The following is a 20,842-nucleotide window of genomic DNA, read 5'->3' as shown; positions in this document are numbered from 1 at the left end:
AACCTCTCCCGTCAATCGCCCGTCAATCGCCCGTCCCCGAAAGGCACCGATGAGACGCATCGCCCTGGTCACCCTCGTCGTCGACGACTACGACGAGGCGATCCGCTTCTACACCGAGGTCCTCGGTTTCCGCCTCGTCGAAGACGCGCCCCGGCCCGACGGTTCCCGCTGGGTCGTCGTCGAGCCCGGCGGCGCGGCGGGCGCGGCGCCGGGCACCGCCCTGCTGCTGGCCCGCGCCAAGGGGGAGGCCCAGCGTTCCCGGGTCGGCGACCAGACGGGCGGGCGCGTCGGCTTCTTCCTGTACACCGACGACTTCGCCCGCGACCGCGCCCGCATGGCGGCCGCGGGCGTGACCTTCCTGGAGGAGCCCCGGCACGAGCCCTACGGATCGGTCGCCGTCTTCCGGGACCTGTACGGCAACCGCTGGGACCTGCTCCAGCCCGCCGACTCCTGACCTGCCCGGCACACCTGCCCGGCAGCCTTGCCCAGCACCCCCGCTCAACGACTCGCCGAGGAACGACCGCACATGTCATCTACGCGCATAGACACCGGGACCCGCATGGACACCGGGACCCGCATGGACACCGGGACCCGCATGGACACCGAGACCCGCATGGACACCGAGACCCGCATGGACACCGAGACCCTCCGCCGCCTCCCCAAGGCGGTGCTGCACGACCACCTCGACGGCGGCCTGCGCCCCGCGACCGTCGTGGAGCTGGCCCAGGCCGTCGGCCACAGCCTGCCCACCACCGACCCCGCCGAGCTGGCCGCCTGGTACTGCGAGGCCGCCAACTCCGGCGACCTGGTGCGCTACATCGCCACCTTCGAGCACACCCTCGCCGTGATGCAGAACCGCGAGGGCCTGCTGCGCACCGCCGAGGAGTACGTCCTCGACCTCGCCGCCGACGGCGTCGTCTACGGCGAGGTCCGCTACGCCCCCGAGCTGATGACCAGCGGCGGACTGGCCCTCGCCGAGGTCGTCGAGACCGTCCAGGAGGGTCTGGCCGCCGGCATGGCCAAGGCGGCGGCGGCGGGCACCCCGGTGCGCGTCGGCACCCTGCTGTGCGGGATGCGGATGTTCGACCGCACTCGCGAGACCGCCGACCTCGCGGTCGCCTTCCGGGACGCCGGTGTCGTCGGCTTCGACATCGCGGGCGCCGAGGACGGCTTCCCGCCCGCCGACCACCTCGACGCCTTCGAGTACCTGCGCCGGGAGAACGTGCCCTTCACCATCCACGCCGGCGAGGCGCACGGGCTGCCCAGCATCCACCAGGCGCTCCAGGTGTGCGGCGCCCAGCGCATCGGCCACGGCGTGCGCATCACCGAGGACATCCCGGACCTCACGGCGGGCAAGCTCGGCCGCCTCGCCGGCTGGGTCCGCGACCGCCGGATCGCCCTGGAGATGTGCCCGACCTCCAACCTCCAGACCGGCGCCGCCACCTCGATCGCCGAGCACCCCATCACCGCGCTCAAGGACCTCGGCTTCCGCGTCACCCTCAACACCGACAACCGCCTCGTCTCCGGTACGACGATGACCCGTGAGATGTCCCTGCTGGTCGAGCAGGCGGGCTGGACGGCCGAGGACCTGCGCACGGTCACGGTGAACGCGGTAAAGAGCGCCTTCCTGCCCTTCGACGAGCGCCGGGCCCTGATCGAGGACGTCGTCCTGCCGGGCTACGAAGCGGAGCTCTGAACGAGCCCGCGCGCATAGGCCGCTTGTCCGACGTGCTGGAGATCGTCGGACAGGACGCTCACCAGCCGCGCGCCCAGGGTGACCGGCGGGTCCCAGTTCTCGTCCACGATCCGTTCCAGGTCCGTGGCGGCCAGGGAGCGCAGGGCGCCGAGCGTCCGCTCGTGCACGGCGTCGTAGTAGCCGGTCAGCAGGCCGGCCGAGTCGACCCGCACCTTCGCGACCTCCGCGGAGCTGTGGCCGTATCCGGTGTCGTGGCGGGGCAGGCCGAGGCCGAAGCGTTTCTCCCACCCGCCGCTCAGCCACACCTGGTCGAGCCCGAAGGCGTCCGCGACGTGGTCGTCCTGGACGCGGGTGAGATGCCAGACGAGCCAGGCGGCGGAGTTGGCGTCGCCGGCGGGACGCGCGTTCAGGCCGCCGGAGTCCAGGCCCTCGACGGCGGCGTGGACCTCTTCCTGGATACGGCCGTAGCCCTCGATGAGGATGTCCTTTGCATGCATGCGTCCACCATCGCGCAGTCCGCGCTCACCCGCTCCCCGTTTCCAGCAGCCCCATCAGTGCCCGCGCGGCCGGGCTGGTGGCCTCGGCCGGTGGCAGCAGCGCGATGGTCTCGTACGCCGTCTCGGGGGATCCCTCCAGCGGCAGCGAGGTGAGCGAGGCCCGCTTGTGCCGGAAGTGGCGCGGCACCACGGCGATGCCGAGGTTCTCGTCGACCAGGTCGAGCAGCCCGTGCACGTCGTTCACCTCCAGCGCGACGGTCCGCCGTACGCCCGCCTCGGCGAAGGTGGTGTCGGTGACGCGGCGCGGGCCCCAGTCCGGGTGGAAGTCGACGAAGACCTCGTCGGCGAGATCGTGCGGCGTCAGCGCCGCGCCGTTCGCCGCGAGGCGGTGGCCGGGATGGCAGAGCACGGTCATCGGTTCGCCGGCCAGCGAGACCGAGCGCAGCTGGTCGGTGTCCGCCTGCGTACGGTAGGCGAAGGCCAGGTCGAGCCGCCCGGCCGCGACCTCCTCCGCCAGCTCGCCCGAGCCCGCCTGCCGCAACCGGATCTCCACGTCCGGATGCCGCCCGCGGAACGCGGCCAGCAGCCCCGCCACCGGCACCCCGGCGATGCACTGCTCGCTGCCCAGTGACAGCGTCCCGCGCAGCACGCCCTGCACCGCGGCGACCGCCTCGTGCGCCGACCGCACCTGGGCCAGGATCCGCTCGGCCTCGCCCAGCAGCGCCCGCCCCGCCTCCGTCAGCGTCACCCGGCGCGTCGTGCGCACGAACAGCGGCGCCCGCAGCTCCCGCTCCAGGGACCGGATGGACGCCGACAGGCCGGACTGGGACACCATGAGCCGTTCCGCCGCGCGGGTGAAGTGCTGGTCCTCGGCGACCGCCACGAAGTGCTGGAGATGACGCAGTTCCATGACTGAGAAGCGTAGCCGCACAATTCCATCGGATTCTTCTGTTGGACCACTGCCCGCAGGTCACGACAGAGTGGGGCACGGTTCCGCCCAAGCCCCGTACCCGGGTGCCAACCCCTCTGGAGTCGCGTTGTACACCGCACACACCGACCGCTACGCGGACATGCCCTACCGGCGCACCGGACGCAGCGGCCTGAAGCTCCCCGCGCTCTCGCTCGGCCTGTGGCACAACTTCGGCCCGGACCGCCCCGTCGAGACCCAGCGCGCCATCCTGCGCCGCGCCTTCGACCTCGGCGTCACCCACTTCGACCTCGCCAACAACTACGGCCCGCCGCCCGGCTCCGCCGAGTCCGCGCTCGGCGAGGCGCTCAAGGCCGACTTCGCGCCGTACCGCGACGAGCTGGTCGTCTCCACCAAGGCCGGCTACCTGATGTGGCCCGGCCCGTACGGCGAGTGGGGCTCGCGCAAGTACCTGCTGTCCTCCCTCGACCAGAGCCTGAGCCGCATGGGCCTGGACTACGTCGACGTCTTCTACTCGCACCGCCCCGACCCGGAGACTCCCCTGGAGGAGACGATGGGCGCCCTGCACACGGCGGTGCAGCAGGGCAAGGCGCTGTACGTCGGTGTCTCCAACTACTCCCCGGAGCAGACCCGCGAGGCCGCCCGCATCCTCGCCGAGCTGGGCACCCCGCTGCTGATCCACCAGCCGCGCTACTCCATGCTCGACCGCCGCCCCGAGACCAGCGGCCTCCTGGACGCCCTCGACGAGCTGAAGGTCGGCTCCATCGCCTACTCCCCGCTGGAGCAGGGCCTGCTGACCGGCCGCTACCTCGACGGCATCCCGGAGGACTCGCGCGCCGCGAGCGACAGCCCCTTCCTGAACTCCGACGCGGTCACCGGGGAACTGGTGGGCAAGCTGCGTGCCCTGGACGAGATCGCGAAGTCCCGCGGCCAGTCGCTGGCCCAGATGGCCCTGGCGTGGGTGCTGCGCGGGGGCCGCGTCACCTCCGCCCTGGTCGGCGCGAGCAGCCCGGGGCAGCTCGAGGACAGTGTGTCGGCCATCGGCAACCTGGACTTCGGTGCCGACGAACTGGCTCGCATCGACGAGATCGTCACGCGTTAGGACGTTCGGCCGAGCCGCTCCTCCAGCCGGACCGTGACCGTGTCGCCCTGCTCCTTGCCGACGGCCTTGCGGAGGGCGGCCTTCACCGGCAGTTCGTGCGTGCCGTCGCCGAGCGCCATGAAGGAGCTGCGGAAGGCCTGCCCGTCGACGGTGCCGCGGACCTTGACCAGTCCGCGGGTGCCGAAGAACTCGGCGGACTTCGGCCAGACCGGATGCGTCCAGCCACCCTCGTTCGGGCTCTCGCGCAGCTCGGCGGTGAACTCCTCGTCGAGAACCCTCTGCATGGTCATGATGTCCTCGCTCCCAGTGGTGTCGGTGGCCCGTTTCCCGGTAGGCCCCTGGGAGCGACGGAACTCATCGCCGGCCGCGGCCGGTCAAGCCCCGGCAGGCACCCGGTCGAGGAAACCGAACACGGACCGGATCCGGTCCTCGCCGTCCAGCGTGACCACGTCGGACCCGGCCGCGGGCGCCGAGCCGTCGGCCTCGCTCACCAGTTCCCAGGAGAAGCGCGCCGTGTCGTGGTGCCCGTCCACGGAACCGGACAGCCGGAAGACGAAGCCCGGGAACTGCTCGTGCGCCGCCGCGATCAGGGCCGCGATCTGCTCGTGGCCACGGACGTCGGCCAGGGGATCGGTGTAGCCGCCGTCATTGGTCCAGGCCGCGGCGACCGCCTTGGCCAGGGCGTCCGGCCCGGCGTTCCAGGCCTCGAAGTAGCGGGCGACGGCATCCTCGTAACGGCGGGTGGGTGCGGACCGGTCGATCAGCCTCCATCGTGGTGGTACGCGCAGGTCAGGAACCGGATGCCGGTCGCGGCGACCCGGTACCGCAACCATGCCCGCGCCCGTCCGCGCCGTCGATTGCCCCGGGGGTCATGCGGGCGCGCTTCCGGGCCCCGGAAGAGGGCGCGCCGGGGGTGATGAAGACGGGATCGCGCGCCGCGGCATTTCAGCCATCAAGTGTCGTGAATATGCCAGGAGACTGGCCGGAAATTCATGGTGACAGTGGTTCAGTAGTGAACATACTCACCTCTAGGGCGTCTCACAGCATGCGACAGCGCCCTCACGCACAGCACGCGAGCCGCACGGACGCCATGCCCGGCCTGCAGGCCGGCTGGGCGACGGGGGGAGGGGAGCAGTGCACGACGAGTTCCTGTGTCATGTCACCGCCTACGGTGTCTGTGACGGCCGGCGCATCGGTGTACCCCTGGGAACCTACCGGGCTCCCACCCTCGCCCTCGCCCTGTGGTGGCTGCGCGACCGCGCGTCCTGGATCGCCGAACGGCTCGATCCGCAACCCGACACCCCCCACTTACCGCGCGGCGCCCTGACTCCGGTCGCCGACGACGCACCCGACGTGCCGCGCGTGATGCGCGCCTGGTGCGCCGACGACGTCCAACAGGAGTCGATCGCCGAAGAGTTGGCCGCAGGGCGCCTGGTGCGCATCGCCACCAGCGACGACACCACCGAGTACGAACTCATGGCCGAGTCCGTGGACGCGCTGCGCATGCAGCGGGCCTCCCCGCCCCTCGTCGTCCCCGTGGCCTGAGCCACCCGAGCGCCTTCCGACGGTGTCACCGGGACCGAGCAGGCGTCCTGCCGCCCCGCCGGCCCGCCCACCGCGCGAGCGACGCGCCGAGGAACCCGGCGACGAACCCCCACGCCAGTGCGAGACCGACCGCACTCCACAGACGCGGCCGCAGGAACAACTGCCCGGCCAGTCCGCCGCCCAGGTCGCCGATGCCGAGCACCGACAGGCCGTAGTGCGCGGAGAGCCGGCCGACGAGCCCGATCATGAGCACCGTCAGCGCCAGCGCCACGGCCATGTGCACGGCGTGCAGCCAGGCCGGCATCCGGTCCGGGGAGCGGGATGCGAGGAGGACCCCGGCCGCCAGGAGCAGGACCGCCGCGACGGCCACGAGCCACCACATCCGCCCGTCGTGCCCGGCGAGCGTGCCCACGTTCAGCGTCGAGACGTCCGGCCCGCGCAGCACCTCGTCGAGCACGTGCGGCATCGGCAGCCCGAACGGTCCCTCCACGCGCCCGTCCCAGGTGGCACCGAGGCCGATCGTGAGCGCGAGCCACGCCAGGTTCGGCAGGCCGAGCAGCAGTACGGCGAAGGTGTCCGCGGGGTGCCCCCGCGTCCCCGCGACGACCAGCCCGACGACGACGCCGACGACGACGTACGCGAGCAGCAACGCGACCATCGCGTACGCCGCCGGCCGCACCGACGTCTGCAGGCGCAGCAGCCGCCCGGGCAACGGGGCCCCGCGCGAGACCAGCAGCGCCAGCACGAGCACCCCCGCCAGCCACAGCAGCCCGAAGAGGACGGTCAGCGGCACGTCCGTGGTGAAGCCGACCGTCGGAGTGACGCCGAACAGGTCGCCGAGGTCGTTCAGGACGCCTTCGCCGAGGGAGACCTCGAAGGTCTGGCGGGCGGCGAAGGCCAGCCCGAGGAGGGCGAGCAGCCACAGTACGGCGATCCGTCCGGCCCACCCGGCCAGCTCCGGGGCGCCGGCGACGGCCCGGTGGCGCAGCGGCCGCAGGAAGCCCCGGGCGATCACCAGCGCGCCGGCCAGCGTGACCGACAGCGGGAGCACGGTCAGCCCCGCGTCGGTGTCGGCGAACCCCCCGGCATCACCGGCCACCTCCAGCGTGCCGCCCACGGCGGTGACGACGGTCGCCGTGACGACGCGGGGGAAGGCGTTGTCGGGCAGGCCCGTGGCCCCGGCCGCCCACAGCCCGAGCGCGGCCACGGCACCCATGGCGACCAGCCCGGCCAGCACCGTGACCAGTGCCTGGATCCAGCCGTGACGGGCGCCTGCCCGGCGGGGAGGGCCGGAGGGGGTTCGCGAACTCACGCTGCCACGCTATGCAGCACCCACCGGGCGCGCCCGCCGGCAGGGCCGTCCGCGTCGGCCGGCGTTCGGGGGAGTGGGGGCGCAGGGTGTGGGGCCGACGCCCGGTGGAGCGGGGCCGGGGAGCGTACGGGTCGGCGTCGGGTCGCTCGGCGGGGTCGGGTCGTTTGGCGGCGTCGGGTCGTTCGGCCGGTGACGGCGATGGGCCCCGAATGCTTCAGCCGGTCTCCGCCGTCCGGCCTGCGACGCCTGAACCGGTGGCCGTGGCTCAGCCGGCCCGGACGACGAGGGCGTGGTCGCCCAGCCCCAGCAGACGGTCGGCCGACACCTCGCCCCGGGTGGTGAAGACCGCGAGGAGACGGCCGGTCTCCGGATCGAACGCCACGTCCAGGACCGTGCCGTGCTCGGCGCCCGCCTCGGTCAGGACCCGGCGGCCCAGCAGGTCGTGGCGGGGCGGGGCCGGGTCCGGCGCGGCGGTGGAACGGACCCGGACGGCGCCCGGGCCGACCGCGTGCACCGCGTCCCACGGCAGCACGCTCTCCCCGCGCAGACGGCTGCCGCGGAGCCTCACATGGCTCACCGCGCGGGACGCGACGTCGACGGTCAGGGACGTCACGGTGCCGAGCGGCCCGGCCTCGGCCGGCGGCACCACCGGGAGCCCCCGCACCTCCGTGAACAGCATCACGGCAGCAAGCCCTTCCAGTACCCGGGCACGCCGCCGACCAGGGAGGTGAAGCCCGGCAGGTCGTCCGCGACATGCCGTATCGCGTCCTCCGGCAGGACGAGGGCCCGGCCGGCGACCGTGAGCGTCTCGCCGCGCGGCACGTACACCCGGCGCCGACGCCGGGCCGGCCCCGGCAGGAACCTCCTGCTCGCCGCCACCCGGAAGCCGACGACCCGTCCGCCGGTGCCGCCCTCCACCACGACGTCGAGCACCGTACCGATCTCGGCCCCCGTCTCCGTCACCACCCTCGCCCCCAGCATCCGGGCCCGCAGGGTCTGCTGGTGCACCATCATGGCCGCGGCGGCCACCAGCCCCCGCCGGTCGCGGATCATCACCGCGTCATGGCCCAGCGCGTGCACGGCCGACCAGGGCAGACCCTCCTTCATCGGGCCGGACAGCAGACCCCGCCCGGTCAGGGTGAAACCGGTGATCCGGCTCGCGGTGGCGTCGCATACGGTGTCCTTGACGTGGGCGACGGCATCGCCGCCGAGGGTGACCACCGGCCGGGTGGTGAGGCTTCGCGCGGTCATCAGTTCGTTCATCGCACACCCTTCCCGCACCCTCGGGTTCCCCGCGCCACTGTGACGATGCCCGCAGTACGAAGACACGGGGACTGCGCGGCCCGACCCGGGGTACGAGGACAGGTGCAGCAGTGTCCGGCCAGTCCGGCTTCCGAGAGAGAAACGCATGACCGAGTACCTGGACGGGGTAGTGATACCGACTGGTTTCGACGTACCCGTTGAACCGCTGAGGCGGGCGGCACACTACTCCGGTGAGCCGGGATGCATAGCGCAGGCGCGTTCCTTCGCCTCGCTCTTCCTCGATCAGCTGAGGACCGAGTGGTGCGCGAAGATCGGCCCGCGCGCCGACGGCGCGGTGCTGCTGGTGGTGAGCGAGCTGATCACCAACGCCGACCGCCACAGCAAGGGCCCGTACATCCTGGAGCTGGAGGGCACGGGCACCTCGATGGCGGTGAGCGTCTACGACAGCAGCGGCGCGGTGCCCCAGCGCTTCCCCCGCGACCCCGAGCGCGTCGGTCGGCACGGTCTGGAGATCGTCCACGCCCTGGCGGAAGCGGTCGTCGTCGAACGCGTGCCGGTCGGCAAGCGGGTGCGCGCCGTGATGCCCCTCACCGAGTCGTGAACGTGCCGCCCCGCATCTGAGTGCGGGGCGGCACGTTCACGTCTTCGCGTCCTCGTCAGGCGCAGCCGAGCTCGCCCAGCATGCCTTCGCGCAGCCGGGTGATGATCCGCTTGATCAGCCGGGACACGTGCATCTGCGAGCAGCCGAGCTGTTCGCCGATCTCCGCCTGGGTGGCCTCCTCCACGAACCGCATGTGGATGATCTGCCGGTCGCGCTCGCTGAGCTCGGCCATCAGCGGGGCGAGGGAATGGAAGTCCTCGACGAGCCGCAGCCCGTCCTCCTCCACACCGATGAAGTCGGCCAGCACCGATTCGCCGTTCTCCGGCCCGTCCCCGGTCAGTGCGGCGTCCAGCGAAGACGAGTTGTAGCCGTTGGACGCGATCTGGCCCTCGACGACCTCGTTCTCGCTGATGTTCATCAGAGTGGCGAGTTCGGCGACGGTGGGCTCGCGGTCCAGACGGGAGGAGAGTTCCTCCCGGGCCTTGGCCAGCTCCACGCGCAGCTCCTGGAGGCGCCGCGGTACGTGTACCGCCCAGGTGGTGTCACGGAAGAAGCGCTTGATCTCGCCAACGATGTACGGCAGCGCGAAGGAGGTGAACTCGACCTCGCGTGCCAGCTCGAACCGGTCGATGGCCTTGATCAGGCCGATCATGCCGGTCTGGACGATGTCCTCCATGTCGTTCCCGCGACCGCGGAAGCGGCCGGCGGCGAACCGCACGAGTGACATGTTCATTTCGATCAGGGTGTTGCGCGCGTACTGGTACTCGTGCGTGCCCTCTTCGAGTTCCGTCAGGCGCTGGAAGAACTGGCGGGACAGCTGTCGCGCGTCACGCGGCGCCACGGTGCGGGGGTCCACGACACCCGGCAGTGATCCCTCGTCCGTCCTGCTTCCGGTGGTCTTCTCGACGACCTGCGCTTCCGGCCGGATCACGGCGGTCTCCATTACCTCTCCCACGAAAGTCACGGTTCGACATCCCCCCCGGGTTCTTCCCGTTTGCGGGTACCCGGGTCGCGGCGACACATGCCTCCCGTGTTCACGGTTGGCGAACAATCGGTGCCGTTGCGTCATCGCGGGGTGCTGTGTCCCTCATCAGGGTAGTCCCGTGCGCGGCGACCGGCACCCGGTGGTTCCCCCCGGTTTCCCTCTGGGCGGAACGCCGGCCCCTTCCGTCGCGCGGCGGGACTCCTAGGCTGAGGTCGTGACCAGCCACGTGCCGAACGAAGCCCGCGTCATTCCCCTGCGCCCGCAGTCGCGCTCCCAGCGGCGCCCGCAGCCCGCGCGTCCGGGAGACCACCCCGCCGCCCCGCCGGTTTCCCCGGAGCGGAGGTCGCCCAGGGTCAGGGAGCCCCTCTGGCGCGATCTGGTCGGCGACGTACTGCGGCGCGAACGCCTCGCCCAGGAGCGCACGCTGAAGGAGGTGGCGGAGGCCGCCCGGATCTCCATGCCGTACCTGTCGGAGGTGGAGCGGGGCCGCAAGGAGGCGTCGTCGGAGGTGCTGGCCGCCGCCGCGGGCGCCCTCGGACTGGGGCTGGGCGACCTGCTGGCGCGGACCCAGGGAGAACTGGTGCGCCTCACCTCCCGGCAGACGGGCGCCGGCCGGGGCCACGGTCCGTCAGGCGCCCGGTACGACGGGATGTGCCTGGCCGCCTGACCGCCCGCACGGGCCGGCGCCTCGCGGACGGCGAGGCGCCGGCCCGCGTCTCACACGCGCGTCAGGCGCCGGCTGAGGACCTCGTCGGCCAGTCCGTACGCCACGGCCTCCTCGGCGGTGAACACCTTGTCGCGGTCCATGTCCGCGCGCAGTGTCGCGACGTCGTGGTGCGTGTGGCGGGCCAGCACCTCCTCGACCTGGGAGCGGATCCGCACCATCTCCTTGGCCTGCAGTGCCAGGTCGGAGACCGTGCCCTGCCGTCCGCCGCTGGCCGGCTGGCCGAGCAGTACCCGCGCGTGTTCCAGCACGAACCGCCGCCCGGGGTCCCCGCCGGCCAGCAGCACGGCCGCCGTGGAGGCCGCCTGCCCGACGCAGAACGTCGAGATCGGCGCCTGCACGAACGTCATCGTGTCGTAGATGGCCATCAGCGACGTGAACGAGCCGCCGGGGGAGTTGATGTAGACCGCGATCTCGCTCTCCGGAGCCGACGACTCCAGATGGAGGAGTTGCGCGATGACGACGTTCGCCACGCCGTCGTCGATCTCGGTGCCCAGGAAGATGATCCGCTCCGACAGCAGCCGGCTGAACACGTCGTAGGACCGCTCGCCCTGCGGGGTCCGCTCGACGACGTTCGGAATCGTGTAGCTCCCCATGTCACAGCCCCATCCGTCGCCTGGTGGCGGCCGGGTGCACGTCCGCGAGGGACTGGACGACCTGGTCCACCATTCCGTAATCCCTGGCCTCCTCGGCCGTGAACCAGCGGTCGCGGTCGCCGTCCCGGGAGATGGTCTCCGGGCTCTGACCGGTGTGCTCGGCGGTGATCCGCTCGATGGTCCGCTTGGTGAACTCCAGGTTGTCGGCCTGGATCTCGATGTCGGCGGTGGTGCCGCCGATGCCCGCCGACGGCTGGTGCATCATGACCCGGGCGTTCGGCAGGGCGTAGCGCTTGCCCGCCGCGCCGACGCTCAGCAGGAACTGCCCCATGCTGGCGGCGAACCCCATGGCGAGCGTCGAGACGTCGTTGGGAATCAGCCGCATCGTGTCGTAGATGGCGAGCCCCGCGTGCACGGAGCCGCCGGGACTGTTGATGTACAGGCTGATGTCGGTGCGGGGGTCCTCCGCGGACAGGATCAGCAGCTGGGCGCAGATCCGGTTCGCGGAGACCTCGTCGACCTGCGTGCCCAGCAGCACGATCCGCTGCGCGAGCAACTGCTCGGCCAGATGGTCGTCGAACCGGGTCGCAGGCGTGTCGCCCTCCTGGGCCCGGGGCAGCACGGCCGGGGCCGGGCCGGCGATGAGTGGAGACATCGGCGCTCCTTGTCGAGTCGTCGGGAGTTCCGGTGGAGTGGTACGCGGGCCGGTGGCGCCGCGGTTCCTCCACTCTCGGCCCGCTGCGGGCTGCGGCGGGGCCTTCTCTGCCCGCGGCAGATTCGCCACGAGCAGAGCGGCTCGGCCCCCGTGGCAGAACCGTCCGAATCGGAGCGCGGACGACCGATGAGTTCTCCGGCTCCCAACGGTCGACAGTGGTGACCGTGTTCGACGCGCAGGAGGTACTCATGAGCACCGACGGATTCACCACGTGTCTCTGGTTCGACGGCCAGGCGGAGGAGGCCGCCCACTTCTACGCCTCCCTCTTCAAGGACTCCGGCATCGGCGCCGTCACCCGCTACCCCGAGGGAGGGCACCAGCCCACCGGCACCGTGCTCACCGTCGACTTCACGGCCAACGGCCAGAAGTTCGTCGCCCTCAACGGAGGCCCGGAGTTCAAGTTCAACGAGGCGATCTCCTTCCAGATCACCTGTGAGAACCAGGAAGAGGTCGACCACTACTGGACCAGGCTCACCGAGGGCGGCGGCGAAGAGGGCCCCTGCGGCTGGGCCAAGGACAGGTTCGGTGTGTCCTGGCAGGTAGTACCGAGCAGGCTCGAGGAGATGTTCAGCGACCCGGACCCCGTGAAGGCGGGGCGTGCCAACAGGGCCATGATGTCGATGCGCAAACTCGACATCGCCGCGCTGGAGAAGGCGTACGCCGGCGAGTGAACAGCCGCCGGCGCGCGGACAGGGGTGGGGATGACTAGCGTGAGGAACCGGACCGTCCTCACCACCCTCTCCCCCCGTCCATCCCCATCATCCGGACCACCCGCCGGACCATTCATCCCTACGGGAGGCGGCAGTCATGGCCGTGCAACCTGAAGGAACCCCCTGCTGGGCCGATGCCATGTTCGGTGACGTCGAGGGAGCCAAGAGCTTCTACGGTGACGTCCTCGGCTGGACCTTCGGCGAGTCGTCGTCGGAGCACGGCAACTACACCCAGTGCTACGCGAACGGCAAGGCGGTCGCCGCCGTGGTCCCGCCCATGTCCGGTCAGGAGGGCCACTCGCAGTGGTGCCTCTACTTCGCGTCCCCCGACGCCGCGGCGACCGCGTCCCGGATCCGCCAGGCCGGCGGTGAGGTGCTGATGGAGCCGATGCGGGTCGGCGACTTCGGCACGATGTGCCTGGCCCGGGATCCGGGCGGCGTCGTGTTCGGCATCTGGCAGGGCGGCACCCACGAGGGGTTCGAGGCGGTGGCCGAGCCCGGCGCGTACTGCTGGGCCGAGGTCTTCACCCGCGAACCCGGGAAGTCGGACGCCTTCTTCCCCGCGGTCTTCTCCTACACGGCGAAGCAGATGGAGGACGACGATGTGGACTTCCGCCTCTTCGACGTGGGCGACGACACCGTGCTCGGCCGCATGGCCATGACGGACGACATTCCGCCCGAGGTGCCGCCGTACATCAACGTGTACTTCACCGTCGCCGACTGCGACGAGGCCGTGGCCCGCGCCACCGAGCTGGGCGGGACCCTGTGGCTCGGGCCTATGAGCAGCCCCTTCGGCCGGTTCGCGACCCTGAGCGACCCGCAGGGGGCGACCTTCTCGGTGCTCGACATCACGAGGACCGAGGGAGAGATGCCGAAGATCACGGACGTCTCCTGACCCCGTCCCGGCAGCCCGTCGAGCCATGGCATGATCGGGCGCATGCGTGAACGTGTTGTGGCCGCGTGCGACGGGGCTTCGAAGGGAAACCCGGGTCCGGCCGGCTGGGCCTGGGTGGTCGCCGACGCGTCGGAGAGCCCCGTCCGCTGGGAAGCGGGGCCGCTCGGCAAGGCCACCAACAACATCGCCGAACTCACGGCGCTGGAGCGCCTGCTGGCGTCGACCGACCCCGACGTACCGCTCGAGGTCCGCATGGACTCGCAGTACGCCATGAAGGCCGTCACCACCTGGCTGCCCGGCTGGAAGCGCAACGGCTGGAAGACGGCAGCCGGCAAGCCGGTCGCCAATCAGGAGCTGGTCGTACGCATCGACGAGCTGCTCGACGGCCGCTCGGTCGAGTTCCGCTACGTGCCCGCCCACCAGGTCGACGGCGACCGGCTCAACGACTTCGCCGACCGCGCCGCCAGTCAGGCCGCCGTCGTCCAGGAGCCCGCGGGCAGCGGCCTCGGCTCACCGGAGCCGCCGCCCGCACCGGACGTCCCGGCGGGGAAGAAGGCCCCGCGTCGAGGGCCCGGCACGGCCCGCAAGGGCGGCGGCGCCTCGGCGCGCACCATCAAGGCCAAGTTCCCCGGACGCTGCCTGTGCGGCCGTTCCTACGCGGCAGGGGAGTCCATCGCCAAGAACGACCAGGGCTGGGGCCACCCGGAGTGCCGCACGGCGGCGGCCGGATAGGGCCGTACCGGGGCCGGGCGGGTCTTACGATCATCAACCCCTTCCGCTGCTACTTTATGTAGTCATCTGACTGCTGCAAGTGCGTTCCAGGGGTGAATGTGAAGGTCGCCTGTGTCGGTGGCGGGCCCGCCGGCCTGTATCTGTCGATCCTGCTGAAACGGCAGGACCCCTCCCACCACGTCACCGTGTACGAACGCGACCCGGAGGGTTCCACCTACGGCTGGGGCGTGACCTACTGGCGCGGACTGCTCGACCGGCTCCACGACCACGACCCCGAGTCCGCGCGCGCCGTCGACGAGCACTCCGTGCGCTGGCGGGACGGCGTCGCCCACGTGGGCGAACTGACCGCCCGCCACCGGGGCGACGAGGGCTTCGGCATCGGCCGTCACCGACTCCTGGAGATCCTCGCCGCCCGCGCCCGCTCCCTCGGCGTGCGCCTGGAGTTCGAGTGCGAGATCACCTCCGCGGACCTGCCCGCCGCCGATCTCGTCGTGGCGGCGGACGGGGTGGGCAGTGCCCTGCGCACCCGGCACGCCGGTCACTTCGGCACCGAGATCCGGGCCGGGCGCAACCACTACCTCTGGCTCGGCACCACCAAGATCTTCGACGCCTTCACCTTCGCCTTCACCGAGACCGAGCACGGCTGGATCTGGGCGTACGGCTACGGCTTCGGTTCCGAGGGCAGTACCTGCGTCGTCGAATGCGCGCCCGAGACCTGGACCGGTCTGGGCCTGGACCGGGCCGACGAGGGCGAGGGGCTGGTCCTGCTGGAGAAGCTCTTCGCCGACGTCCTGGACGGCCACCCGCTCACCGGCCGGCCGACGGCCGGCGCCGGTGCCCCGTGGGCGACCTTCCGCACCCTCACCAACCGCACCTGGTCCCGGGGCAACCTGGTCCTGCTCGGCGACGCGGCCCACACCACGCACTACTCCATCGGCGCCGGTACCACGCTCGCCCTGGAGGACGCCATGGCCCTGTCCGCCGCACTGCGCGAGCGGGGGACCCTCCAGGACGCCCTCGCCCACTACGAGCGGGAACGCAGGGCGGCCCTGCTGCCGTCGCAGAGCGCGGCCCGCTTCAGCGCCCAGTGGTACGAGAACCTGCCCCGCTACATCCACCTGCCACCGGAGCGGATGTTCGCCCTGCTCGGCCAGCGCCACTCGCCCCTGCTGCCGTACGTCCCGCCCCGGCTGTACTACCGGCTCGACCGGGCGGCCGGACAACTGGCGGGGCTGCGCCGAATCAAGCGCTGGCTGGGACCGAGGATCGCGCGGACGCTCCAGGCACGCCGGCCGGCCACTCACGGCCAACGGAGCGCGCCGGGCCGTCCCGGCGCGGTGCGGGATCACTCCGGATGACAGACTGACGGCATGGACGAGCGGACATTCGACAGGTCGAACCAGCACGCCTCGGTGGTCGGCCTCGGCACCTGGCAACTCGGCGCCGACTGGGGAGACGTCGACGACAAGGAAGCCCTCAGGGTGCTGGAGGCGGCAGCCGAGTCGGGGGTCACCTTCTTCGACACGGCGGACGTCTACGGTGACGGGCGCAGCGAGGAGACCATCGCCACCTTCCTGCGCGGCAGGCCCGACCTGCACGTGCTGGTCGCCACCAAGATGGGCCGCCGGGTCGAGCAGATCCCGCAGAACTACGTACTCGACAACTTCCGGGAGTGGAACGACCGCTCCCGCCGCAACCTCGGCGTCGACGTCGTCGACCTGGTGCAGCTGCACTGCCCGCCGACCCCCGTCTACTCCAGCGACGAGGTGTTCGACGCCCTGGACACCCTGGTCGCGGAGGAGCGCATCGCCGCCTACGGCGTCAGCGTGGAGACCTGCGAGGAGGCGCTGACCGCGATCGCCCGGCCCAACGTGGCGAGCGTGCAGATCATTCTCAACCCGTTTCGTATGAAGCCCCTGCGCGAGGTCCTTCCGGCGGCCCGGGAGGCGGGCGTCGGCATCATCGCCCGGGTGCCGCTGGCGTCCGGCCTGCTGTCCGGCAAATACACCCGGGACACGGTCTTCGCCGCCAACGACCACCGGAACTTCAACCGGCACGGCGGGGCCTTCGACCAGGGCGAGACCTTCTCCGGCGTCGACTTCGCCACCGGCGTGGAGGCCGCGGCGGAGTTCGCCGCGCTCGCCCCCGAGGGCTGCACACCGGCCCAGCTGGCGCTGCGCTGGATCATCCAGCAGCCCGGAGTCACCACCGTGATCCCCGGCGCCCGCTCGCCCGAGCAGGCCCGGGCCAACACGGACGCCGCCCGGCTGCCGGAGCTGTCCGGGGAAACGCTCGCGGCGGTCCGCGACCTCTACGACCGCCGCGTCAAGGACCAGGTCGAGGGCCGCTGGTAGGCGGAACTCACGGCACCAGGAGCAGCTCCCGCTCCCGCTCCTGGTCGCCGGAGGCCGCTCCCTCGTTCCGCGTGCTGAAGGCGCGGGACAGTGTCTCGCTGGCGGCCTCGACGGCCTGCGGCGTGCCCTGAACGGTGACCGCCACCGGCGCGGACAGCGGGGTACCCGCCTCCCGCGGTGCCGAGGACGCCTCCGGAGTGGCCGGGGAGTCGAAGGTCGCCGTGCGCACGGTCGCCTGTTCGTCGGCCGGGAGACTGTCGGGTGCGCCGAAGACGCCTTCCAGCGCCCGGACGATCGCCCGCGCGTCGTCGATGCCGCCACCGCTGAGTGTCACGGTGAGCTGAGTGTCGGACATCCTTCGCCTTCCTCCTGGCCTGCGTCGGTCCCCGCACCGTGTAACCGTCCGCCGATCCCTCAAACCGGACGCCGCCGCCCCGACACGGCGCCTGACCGCGGGGAACCCGGGAAGAGGGAAGGGAACGCAGGCCGCGGTAACCGGGAGGAACAGTGACGGATGCGGACGCGACAGCGAACTCGGAGCGACGCAAGGGGCGCGACGAGACCGAGGAGGAGCGGGCGGACCGGATGTGGACGGACCTGATCCAGGAAGTCCGCGTCGCGCAGATGGGTGTGCAGATCCTGTTCGCCTTCCTGCTGACCGTCGTGTTCACCCCGAAGTACGACGACCTCTCGGACACGAACCAGACGATCTACCTGGTGACGGTGGTCCTGGGGGCCGTGACGACCGGCGCCCTCATCGGCCCGGTGGCACTGCACCGCATAGTCTCCGGACGGCGCGTGAAACCCCAGGCCGTACGGCTGGCCTCCCGGCTGACCCTGTTCGGCCTGGTGCTGCTGCTCGCCACGATGACGTCCTCGCTCCTGCTGATCCTGCGCGTCGCGACCGACGACGGCTTCGTGCCGTACCTCGTCACCGGGGTGGTGATCTGGTACCTGGTCTGCTGGTTCGGGATACCCCTGTGGACCCGGCACCGCCACACGTCGCGCTGAGGCCGGTCAGCCCTCGGCCATGAGCTCCGCGAGGAAGTCGTCGACGCGGACCTCCTCCTCGCCCGGCCGGACCACGGTGTGTGTCTCGCGCAGGAAGGCCTCCACGGCCGCGGCCCACACGAACACCACGGCGTGGTGGCGTTCCCCGTCGGGCCGGGCGTCGCCCAGCAGTTCGATGCGCAGCTCGTCCCACATACCTCGCGACTCGGGGCACAGGCGCACGTCGCCCACGCCGACCGGGCGGGTGAGGCCCTCTCCCACCATCTCCCGGTCCAGCGTCCAGCGGGCGAGGACGCGGCCGTCATGGCTGAACACCACGGTGAGCGCGAAGGGGTCCGCGGCCTCGTAGCCGAAGTGGGCGAGCACGGGGAAGCGGTCGGCGCCGCCCGCCTGGAGCTGCACCACCAGAGTCTTGTGCACGAGGGAGTTCACGACAGGGGCCTCCAGGGGACGGATGTAGAGCCCTCTAGTACCCCGCCCGCCCGCAAGATGCTCGGGCGGACGGGTGAATCGGCCCGGCCGGGTTTCACGAACGGGTTCAGGACCGGCCCAGTGCCTCACGCAGCGCGGGCAGCAGGGTCTTCTCCGACCAGTCCAGGAAAGCCGGTTGCGTCTCGCCGCCGATCTGCACCAGGGCGATCTCGGTGAACCCGGCCTCGGCGTAGGGGCGTACGGCCTCCACGAAGGCGTCCGGGTCGTCGCCGCAGGGGATCGACTCGGCGACGTCGTCCGGGGTCACGAACTGGGTGGCGGCATCGAACGAATCCGGATGCGGGAGTTCCGAATTGACCTTCCAGCCGCTGCCGAACCAGCGGAACTGCGCGTGGGCGCGCTTGATCGCAGTGTCCCGGTCCGGGTCGTAGGACACCGGCAGCTGGCCCACGCGCGGCTTGCCCTCGCCGCCGTGCCGGTCGAAGGCGTCCAGCAGTTCCGGCTTCGGCTCGGTGGCGATCACCAGGTCGGCGTGCTCGCCCGCGAGCGCGCAGGAACGCTCACCGGAGACGGCGATGCCGATCGGCGGCGCGCTGTCCGGCAGGTCCCACAGCCGGGCCGACTCCACGTCGAAGTGTGTGCCGCGATGGTTCACATGGCGGCCCTCGAACAGCGCCCGGATGATCTCCACGGCCTCCGTGAGCATCTCGTGCCGCACGTCCACGGACGGCCAGCCGCCGCCCACCACGTGCTCATTGAGGTTCTCGCCCGAGCCCAGTCCCAGCCGGAACCGGCCCTCGGACAGCAACTGCAGCGTCGCCGCCTTCTGCGCCACCACCGCCGGGTGGTAGCGGAACGTCGGACACGTCACGTAGGTCATCAGCGGGATGCGGGAGGTCGCCTGGGCGGCGGCGCCCAGCACGGCCCACGCGTAGGGCGAGTGCCCCTGCGAACGCAGCCACGGGAAGTAGTGGTCCGAGGTCACCGAGAAGTCGAACCCCACCTCCTCGGCCCGCACCAGATGGCCGACGAGTTCTCGGGGGCCGGCCTGCTCGGTCATCATCGTGTATCCGATTCGCACCATAACGGGCGAGTCCCCGGCCAGGCGGAGCGAAAACGGAGGGAATCCGGAAGCCGGACGTCAGTCCGCGTCCTCCCGGAAGGTCCTGAGGAAGGCGGCGAGTGCCCGCTCGTTCGCCGAGTCGTCCCAGTCGTCGGCCGGAGTCGTCCAGCGCAGCGAGAAGCTGCGTCCGCCGCCGAGGAGGAAGCCGCGGCCGAAGGTGCGCACCCGGGTGTCGTCGTCCCGGGCGACCCACTCCATGTCGGCCGCCTCGCGTCCCCGGTACGTCGTCGCGCGGATCTCGCCGATCCTGCGGTAGCCGCCCGACCGCTCCAGGCCGGGCTCGACGTCGTCGCGCCAGACCGCCACGGCGTCCTCGCCCGCGCGCTCGCTGTAGGTGACCGCGAGGGTGCGCGGGTCGCCGGACGAGCCGAAGACGACCCGGTACGCCACGTCGGGCACCCGCGAGGTGCCCAGCCGCCGCCATCCCTCGGGAAGGGCGACGGAGAAGCCCTCCGGCGCGTCGTAGCGGCGGAACCCGGCCGGTACGGCGTCGCCCGGCTTCGACGGTGCGGGAGTCGCGCTCGGCGGGGGAGCGGGGGAGGCGGGGGCGGCGCCACCGGTGGGCGGTGAGGCGGGGGGCGAGGGGTTCTGCCCGGTGCCGGTGCCGGTGCCGGTGCCGGTGGCGGTGCCGCCGTCCGTGCCGGGCAGCCCGTGGGTGACTGCGAGGACGGCGATCGTGACCGTGACGACGGCCAGAGCGGTGCCCGCGAGCATTGTCCGCCGGCTCCATTGGCGGCTCACCTGCCGGGCCGCGGCGCACGCGCCCCGCAGCCGGGGGCGGGGGACCTGGCGCACCGCGGCCTCGGCATCCTCCGTCAGCACCCGGACGAGTGCCTCGCGGACCACCGGCCGGGTCAGCCGCTCCCGCGAGTTCTTGCGCAGCATCCCCTGCACGGCCTGGGTGAGCGGACCGGCGCGCACCGGTGTGCGCAGCGGCAGCCGGTCCACGCCCTTCAGGGTCGTCCCGGGCCGGCCCCGGTCACGGAACGGCGGACGGCCCTCGACCATCGTGTAGAGGATCGCGCCCAGCGTCCACAGGTCGGCCGCGGGCCCGATCCGCTCGTCGCGGGCCTGCTCGGGCGAGGCGTACGAGGGTGCGGTGAGCCGCGGCACGAGGGTGGCGCCTGCCAGCCCGAAGCCAGTGACGACGACGGAGCCCTCCTCGCCCACGAGCACCTGCCCCGGGCTCAGCTCGCCGTGCGTGACACCGAGGTCGTGCGCCGCGTCCAGCACGTCCAGCAGTTCCAGGCCGATGCGCGCCGCCCGCACGTAGTTGAACGTGCCCTGCCGGTCCAGGAGCTCGGCGAGGGGTACGCCGCCGACCCATTCGGTCACCGTCCACAGGGCGCCTTCCGCCACGACCGCGTCGACCACGGCGGGGACCCGCCCCGGGCACAGCGACTGCATGGTCTCGCAGGTGCGGACCACCCGGCCGGGTGCCCTGCGGGCGGTCTCACCGGCCTGCTCCTCCGGGAGGCCGACCTGCGTGACCAGGCACGGGCGGCCCGTCCCGGTGTCCTCCCCGGACCAGCAGACCCGGTTCGCCTCACGGTGGACGACCTCGAGCAGGCGGTACCGACCGGCGACCAACTCGTGTGTGGAGACGTGCGCCCTGCCCATG

General features: G+C 71.9%; 26 protein-coding genes. 12 read left to right on the top strand and 14 right to left on the bottom strand.

Translation table 11 applies throughout. The features are described 5' to 3' along the window. Window positions 1-49: 49 nt before the first annotated feature. Window positions 50-454, top strand: a complete 405-nt coding sequence (locus ACIQ1J_RS31765; protein ID WP_403562288.1) for a VOC family protein — start codon at window positions 50-52, stop codon at window positions 452-454. A 159-nt stretch (window positions 455-613) separates the two neighbouring features. Next, on the top strand, window positions 614-1,696 hold the full coding sequence (locus ACIQ1J_RS31760) for an adenosine deaminase (protein WP_403562373.1): 1,083 nt from the start codon (window positions 614-616) through the stop codon (window positions 1,694-1,696). Here ACIQ1J_RS31760 and ACIQ1J_RS31755 read toward each other — a convergent pair. Together ACIQ1J_RS31755 and ACIQ1J_RS31750 are read right to left on the bottom strand one after the other, a co-directional pair. Next, on the bottom strand, window positions 1,678-2,193 hold the full coding sequence (locus ACIQ1J_RS31755) for a DinB family protein (RefSeq protein ID WP_403562286.1): 516 nt from the start codon (window positions 2,191-2,193) through the stop codon (window positions 1,678-1,680). The two genes, ACIQ1J_RS31760 and ACIQ1J_RS31755, sit on opposite strands and share 19 nt — an antisense overlap. Window positions 2,194-2,218: 25 nt before the next feature. Continuing rightward, on the bottom strand, window positions 2,219-3,103 hold the full coding sequence (locus ACIQ1J_RS31750; protein ID WP_403562284.1) for a LysR family transcriptional regulator: 885 nt from the start codon (window positions 3,101-3,103) through the stop codon (window positions 2,219-2,221). Between the two features lie 127 nt (window positions 3,104-3,230). Between ACIQ1J_RS31750 and mgrA the strand changes: the two genes are divergently transcribed. Next, window positions 3,231-4,223 carry an L-glyceraldehyde 3-phosphate reductase gene (mgrA, locus tag ACIQ1J_RS31745; RefSeq protein WP_403562282.1) on the top strand — a complete coding sequence of 331 codons (993 nt, stop codon included), beginning with the start codon at window positions 3,231-3,233 and terminating at the stop codon, window positions 4,221-4,223. Here the strand turns inward: mgrA and ACIQ1J_RS31740 are convergent. Both ACIQ1J_RS31740 and ACIQ1J_RS31735 read right to left on the bottom strand, forming a co-directional pair. After that, window positions 4,220-4,513 (bottom strand): DUF1905 domain-containing protein, encoded by a 294-nt coding sequence (locus tag ACIQ1J_RS31740; RefSeq protein WP_403562280.1) that lies wholly within the window; start codon window positions 4,511-4,513, stop codon window positions 4,220-4,222. The genes mgrA and ACIQ1J_RS31740 overlap by 4 nt on opposite strands. An 84-nt stretch (window positions 4,514-4,597) precedes the next feature. After that, a complete protein-coding gene (locus tag ACIQ1J_RS31735; protein WP_403562278.1) occupies window positions 4,598-5,056 on the bottom strand; it encodes a nuclear transport factor 2 family protein in 459 nt (152 codons plus the stop codon). 301 nt (window positions 5,057-5,357) lie between these two features. Between ACIQ1J_RS31735 and ACIQ1J_RS31730 the strand changes: the two genes are divergently transcribed. Further along, window positions 5,358-5,768 carry a hypothetical protein gene (locus ACIQ1J_RS31730; protein WP_403562276.1) on the top strand — a complete coding sequence of 137 codons (411 nt, stop codon included), beginning with the start codon at window positions 5,358-5,360 and terminating at the stop codon, window positions 5,766-5,768. Between the two features lie 25 nt (window positions 5,769-5,793). Here ACIQ1J_RS31730 and ACIQ1J_RS31725 read toward each other — a convergent pair whose 3' ends face one another. From ACIQ1J_RS31725 to ACIQ1J_RS31715, 3 genes are all read right to left on the bottom strand, one after another. Beyond that, window positions 5,794-7,080 (bottom strand): streptophobe family protein, encoded by a 1,287-nt coding sequence (locus tag ACIQ1J_RS31725; RefSeq protein WP_403562274.1) that lies wholly within the window; start codon window positions 7,078-7,080, stop codon window positions 5,794-5,796. Window positions 7,081-7,345: 265 nt separating this feature from the next. Continuing rightward, a complete protein-coding gene (locus ACIQ1J_RS31720) occupies window positions 7,346-7,762 on the bottom strand; it encodes a PRC-barrel domain-containing protein (RefSeq protein WP_403562272.1) in 417 nt (138 codons plus the stop codon). Next, entirely contained in the window at window positions 7,759-8,343 is a 585-nt protein-coding gene (locus ACIQ1J_RS31715) for a PRC-barrel domain-containing protein (protein ID WP_403562270.1), read from the bottom strand. The genes ACIQ1J_RS31720 and ACIQ1J_RS31715 overlap by 4 nt, the downstream gene beginning before the upstream one ends. A gap of 145 nt (window positions 8,344-8,488) precedes the next feature. Here ACIQ1J_RS31715 and ACIQ1J_RS31710 point away from each other — a divergent pair, with 145 nt between their 5' ends. After that, window positions 8,489-8,944 carry an ATP-binding protein gene (locus tag ACIQ1J_RS31710; RefSeq protein ID WP_403562268.1) on the top strand — a complete coding sequence of 152 codons (456 nt, stop codon included), beginning with the start codon at window positions 8,489-8,491 and terminating at the stop codon, window positions 8,942-8,944. Window positions 8,945-8,999: 55 nt separating this feature from the next. On the opposite strand, the gene ACIQ1J_RS31705 is transcribed toward ACIQ1J_RS31710, so the two are convergent. Further along, window positions 9,000-9,887: an RNA polymerase sigma factor SigF gene (locus ACIQ1J_RS31705; protein WP_210960963.1), complete on the bottom strand. Its 888-nt coding sequence runs from the start codon at window positions 9,885-9,887 to the stop codon at window positions 9,000-9,002. A 256-nt stretch (window positions 9,888-10,143) separates the two neighbouring features. On the opposite strand from ACIQ1J_RS31705, the gene ACIQ1J_RS31700 reads away from it, so the two are divergent. Continuing rightward, window positions 10,144-10,596, top strand: a complete 453-nt coding sequence (locus ACIQ1J_RS31700; RefSeq protein WP_403562266.1) for a helix-turn-helix domain-containing protein — start codon at window positions 10,144-10,146, stop codon at window positions 10,594-10,596. Between the two features lie 50 nt (window positions 10,597-10,646). Here the strand turns inward: ACIQ1J_RS31700 and ACIQ1J_RS31695 are convergent, their stop codons facing one another. Together ACIQ1J_RS31695 and ACIQ1J_RS31690 are read right to left on the bottom strand one after the other, a co-directional pair. Further along, window positions 10,647-11,249, bottom strand: a complete 603-nt coding sequence (locus ACIQ1J_RS31695; RefSeq protein WP_210960857.1) for a ClpP family protease — start codon at window positions 11,247-11,249, stop codon at window positions 10,647-10,649. Window position 11,250: 1 nt separating this feature from the next. Next, window positions 11,251-11,904 carry an ATP-dependent Clp protease proteolytic subunit gene (locus ACIQ1J_RS31690; RefSeq protein WP_403562264.1) on the bottom strand — a complete coding sequence of 218 codons (654 nt, stop codon included), beginning with the start codon at window positions 11,902-11,904 and terminating at the stop codon, window positions 11,251-11,253. Window positions 11,905-12,152: 248 nt separating this feature from the next. Here ACIQ1J_RS31690 and ACIQ1J_RS31685 point away from each other — a divergent pair, with 248 nt between their 5' ends. The 5 genes from ACIQ1J_RS31685 (at window position 12,153) to ACIQ1J_RS31665 (ending at window position 16,655) form a co-directional block, all read left to right on the top strand. Further along, the gene (locus tag ACIQ1J_RS31685; RefSeq protein WP_403562262.1) at window positions 12,153-12,635 is read left to right on the top strand and encodes a VOC family protein; all 483 of its coding nucleotides are present in this window, start codon (window positions 12,153-12,155) and stop codon (window positions 12,633-12,635) included. Between the two features lie 136 nt (window positions 12,636-12,771). Continuing rightward, window positions 12,772-13,569, top strand: a complete 798-nt coding sequence (locus ACIQ1J_RS31680) for a VOC family protein (protein WP_403562260.1) — start codon at window positions 12,772-12,774, stop codon at window positions 13,567-13,569. A 30-nt stretch (window positions 13,570-13,599) separates the two neighbouring features. Continuing rightward, a complete protein-coding gene (locus tag ACIQ1J_RS31675) occupies window positions 13,600-14,301 on the top strand; it encodes a ribonuclease H (RefSeq protein ID WP_210960853.1) in 702 nt (233 codons plus the stop codon). 92 nt (window positions 14,302-14,393) lie between these two features. Then, window positions 14,394-15,659, top strand: coding sequence for an FAD-dependent monooxygenase (locus ACIQ1J_RS31670; protein WP_403562257.1), 1,266 nt, complete (start codon window positions 14,394-14,396; stop codon window positions 15,657-15,659). Window positions 15,660-15,671: 12 nt separating this feature from the next. Next, window positions 15,672-16,655, top strand: coding sequence for an aldo/keto reductase (locus ACIQ1J_RS31665; protein WP_403562255.1), 984 nt, complete (start codon window positions 15,672-15,674; stop codon window positions 16,653-16,655). A gap of 7 nt (window positions 16,656-16,662) precedes the next feature. On the opposite strand, the gene ACIQ1J_RS31660 is transcribed toward ACIQ1J_RS31665, so the two are convergent. Then, window positions 16,663-17,010: a hypothetical protein gene (locus tag ACIQ1J_RS31660; RefSeq protein ID WP_210960850.1), complete on the bottom strand. Its 348-nt coding sequence runs from the start codon at window positions 17,008-17,010 to the stop codon at window positions 16,663-16,665. A gap of 230 nt (window positions 17,011-17,240) precedes the next feature. On the opposite strand from ACIQ1J_RS31660, the gene ACIQ1J_RS31655 reads away from it, so the two are divergent. Then, window positions 17,241-17,666 (top strand): DUF6328 family protein, encoded by a 426-nt coding sequence (locus tag ACIQ1J_RS31655; protein WP_403562371.1) that lies wholly within the window; start codon window positions 17,241-17,243, stop codon window positions 17,664-17,666. 6 nt (window positions 17,667-17,672) lie between these two features. Here the strand turns inward: ACIQ1J_RS31655 and ACIQ1J_RS31650 are convergent, their stop codons facing one another. The 3 genes from ACIQ1J_RS31650 to ACIQ1J_RS31640 form a co-directional block, all read right to left on the bottom strand. Then, window positions 17,673-18,098: an SsgA family sporulation/cell division regulator gene (locus tag ACIQ1J_RS31650; RefSeq protein ID WP_210960848.1), complete on the bottom strand. Its 426-nt coding sequence runs from the start codon at window positions 18,096-18,098 to the stop codon at window positions 17,673-17,675. A 106-nt stretch (window positions 18,099-18,204) separates the two neighbouring features. After that, window positions 18,205-19,182 (bottom strand): LLM class F420-dependent oxidoreductase, encoded by a 978-nt coding sequence (locus tag ACIQ1J_RS31645; RefSeq protein ID WP_403562252.1) that lies wholly within the window; start codon window positions 19,180-19,182, stop codon window positions 18,205-18,207. 57 nt (window positions 19,183-19,239) lie between these two features. Beyond that, on the bottom strand, window positions 19,240-20,841 hold the full coding sequence (locus ACIQ1J_RS31640) for a serine/threonine protein kinase (RefSeq protein WP_403562250.1): 1,602 nt from the start codon (window positions 20,839-20,841) through the stop codon (window positions 19,240-19,242). Window position 20,842 lies beyond the last annotated feature (1 nt).

Origin of the sequence: Streptomyces sp. NPDC097107, assembly GCF_044762405.1 — a bacterium.
GTDB lineage: Bacteria > Actinomycetota > Actinomycetes > Streptomycetales > Streptomycetaceae > Streptomyces > Streptomyces thinghirensis.
The sequence above is the reverse complement of the archived record's forward strand: the minus strand, read 5'-3'. Positions and strand labels throughout refer to the sequence as shown.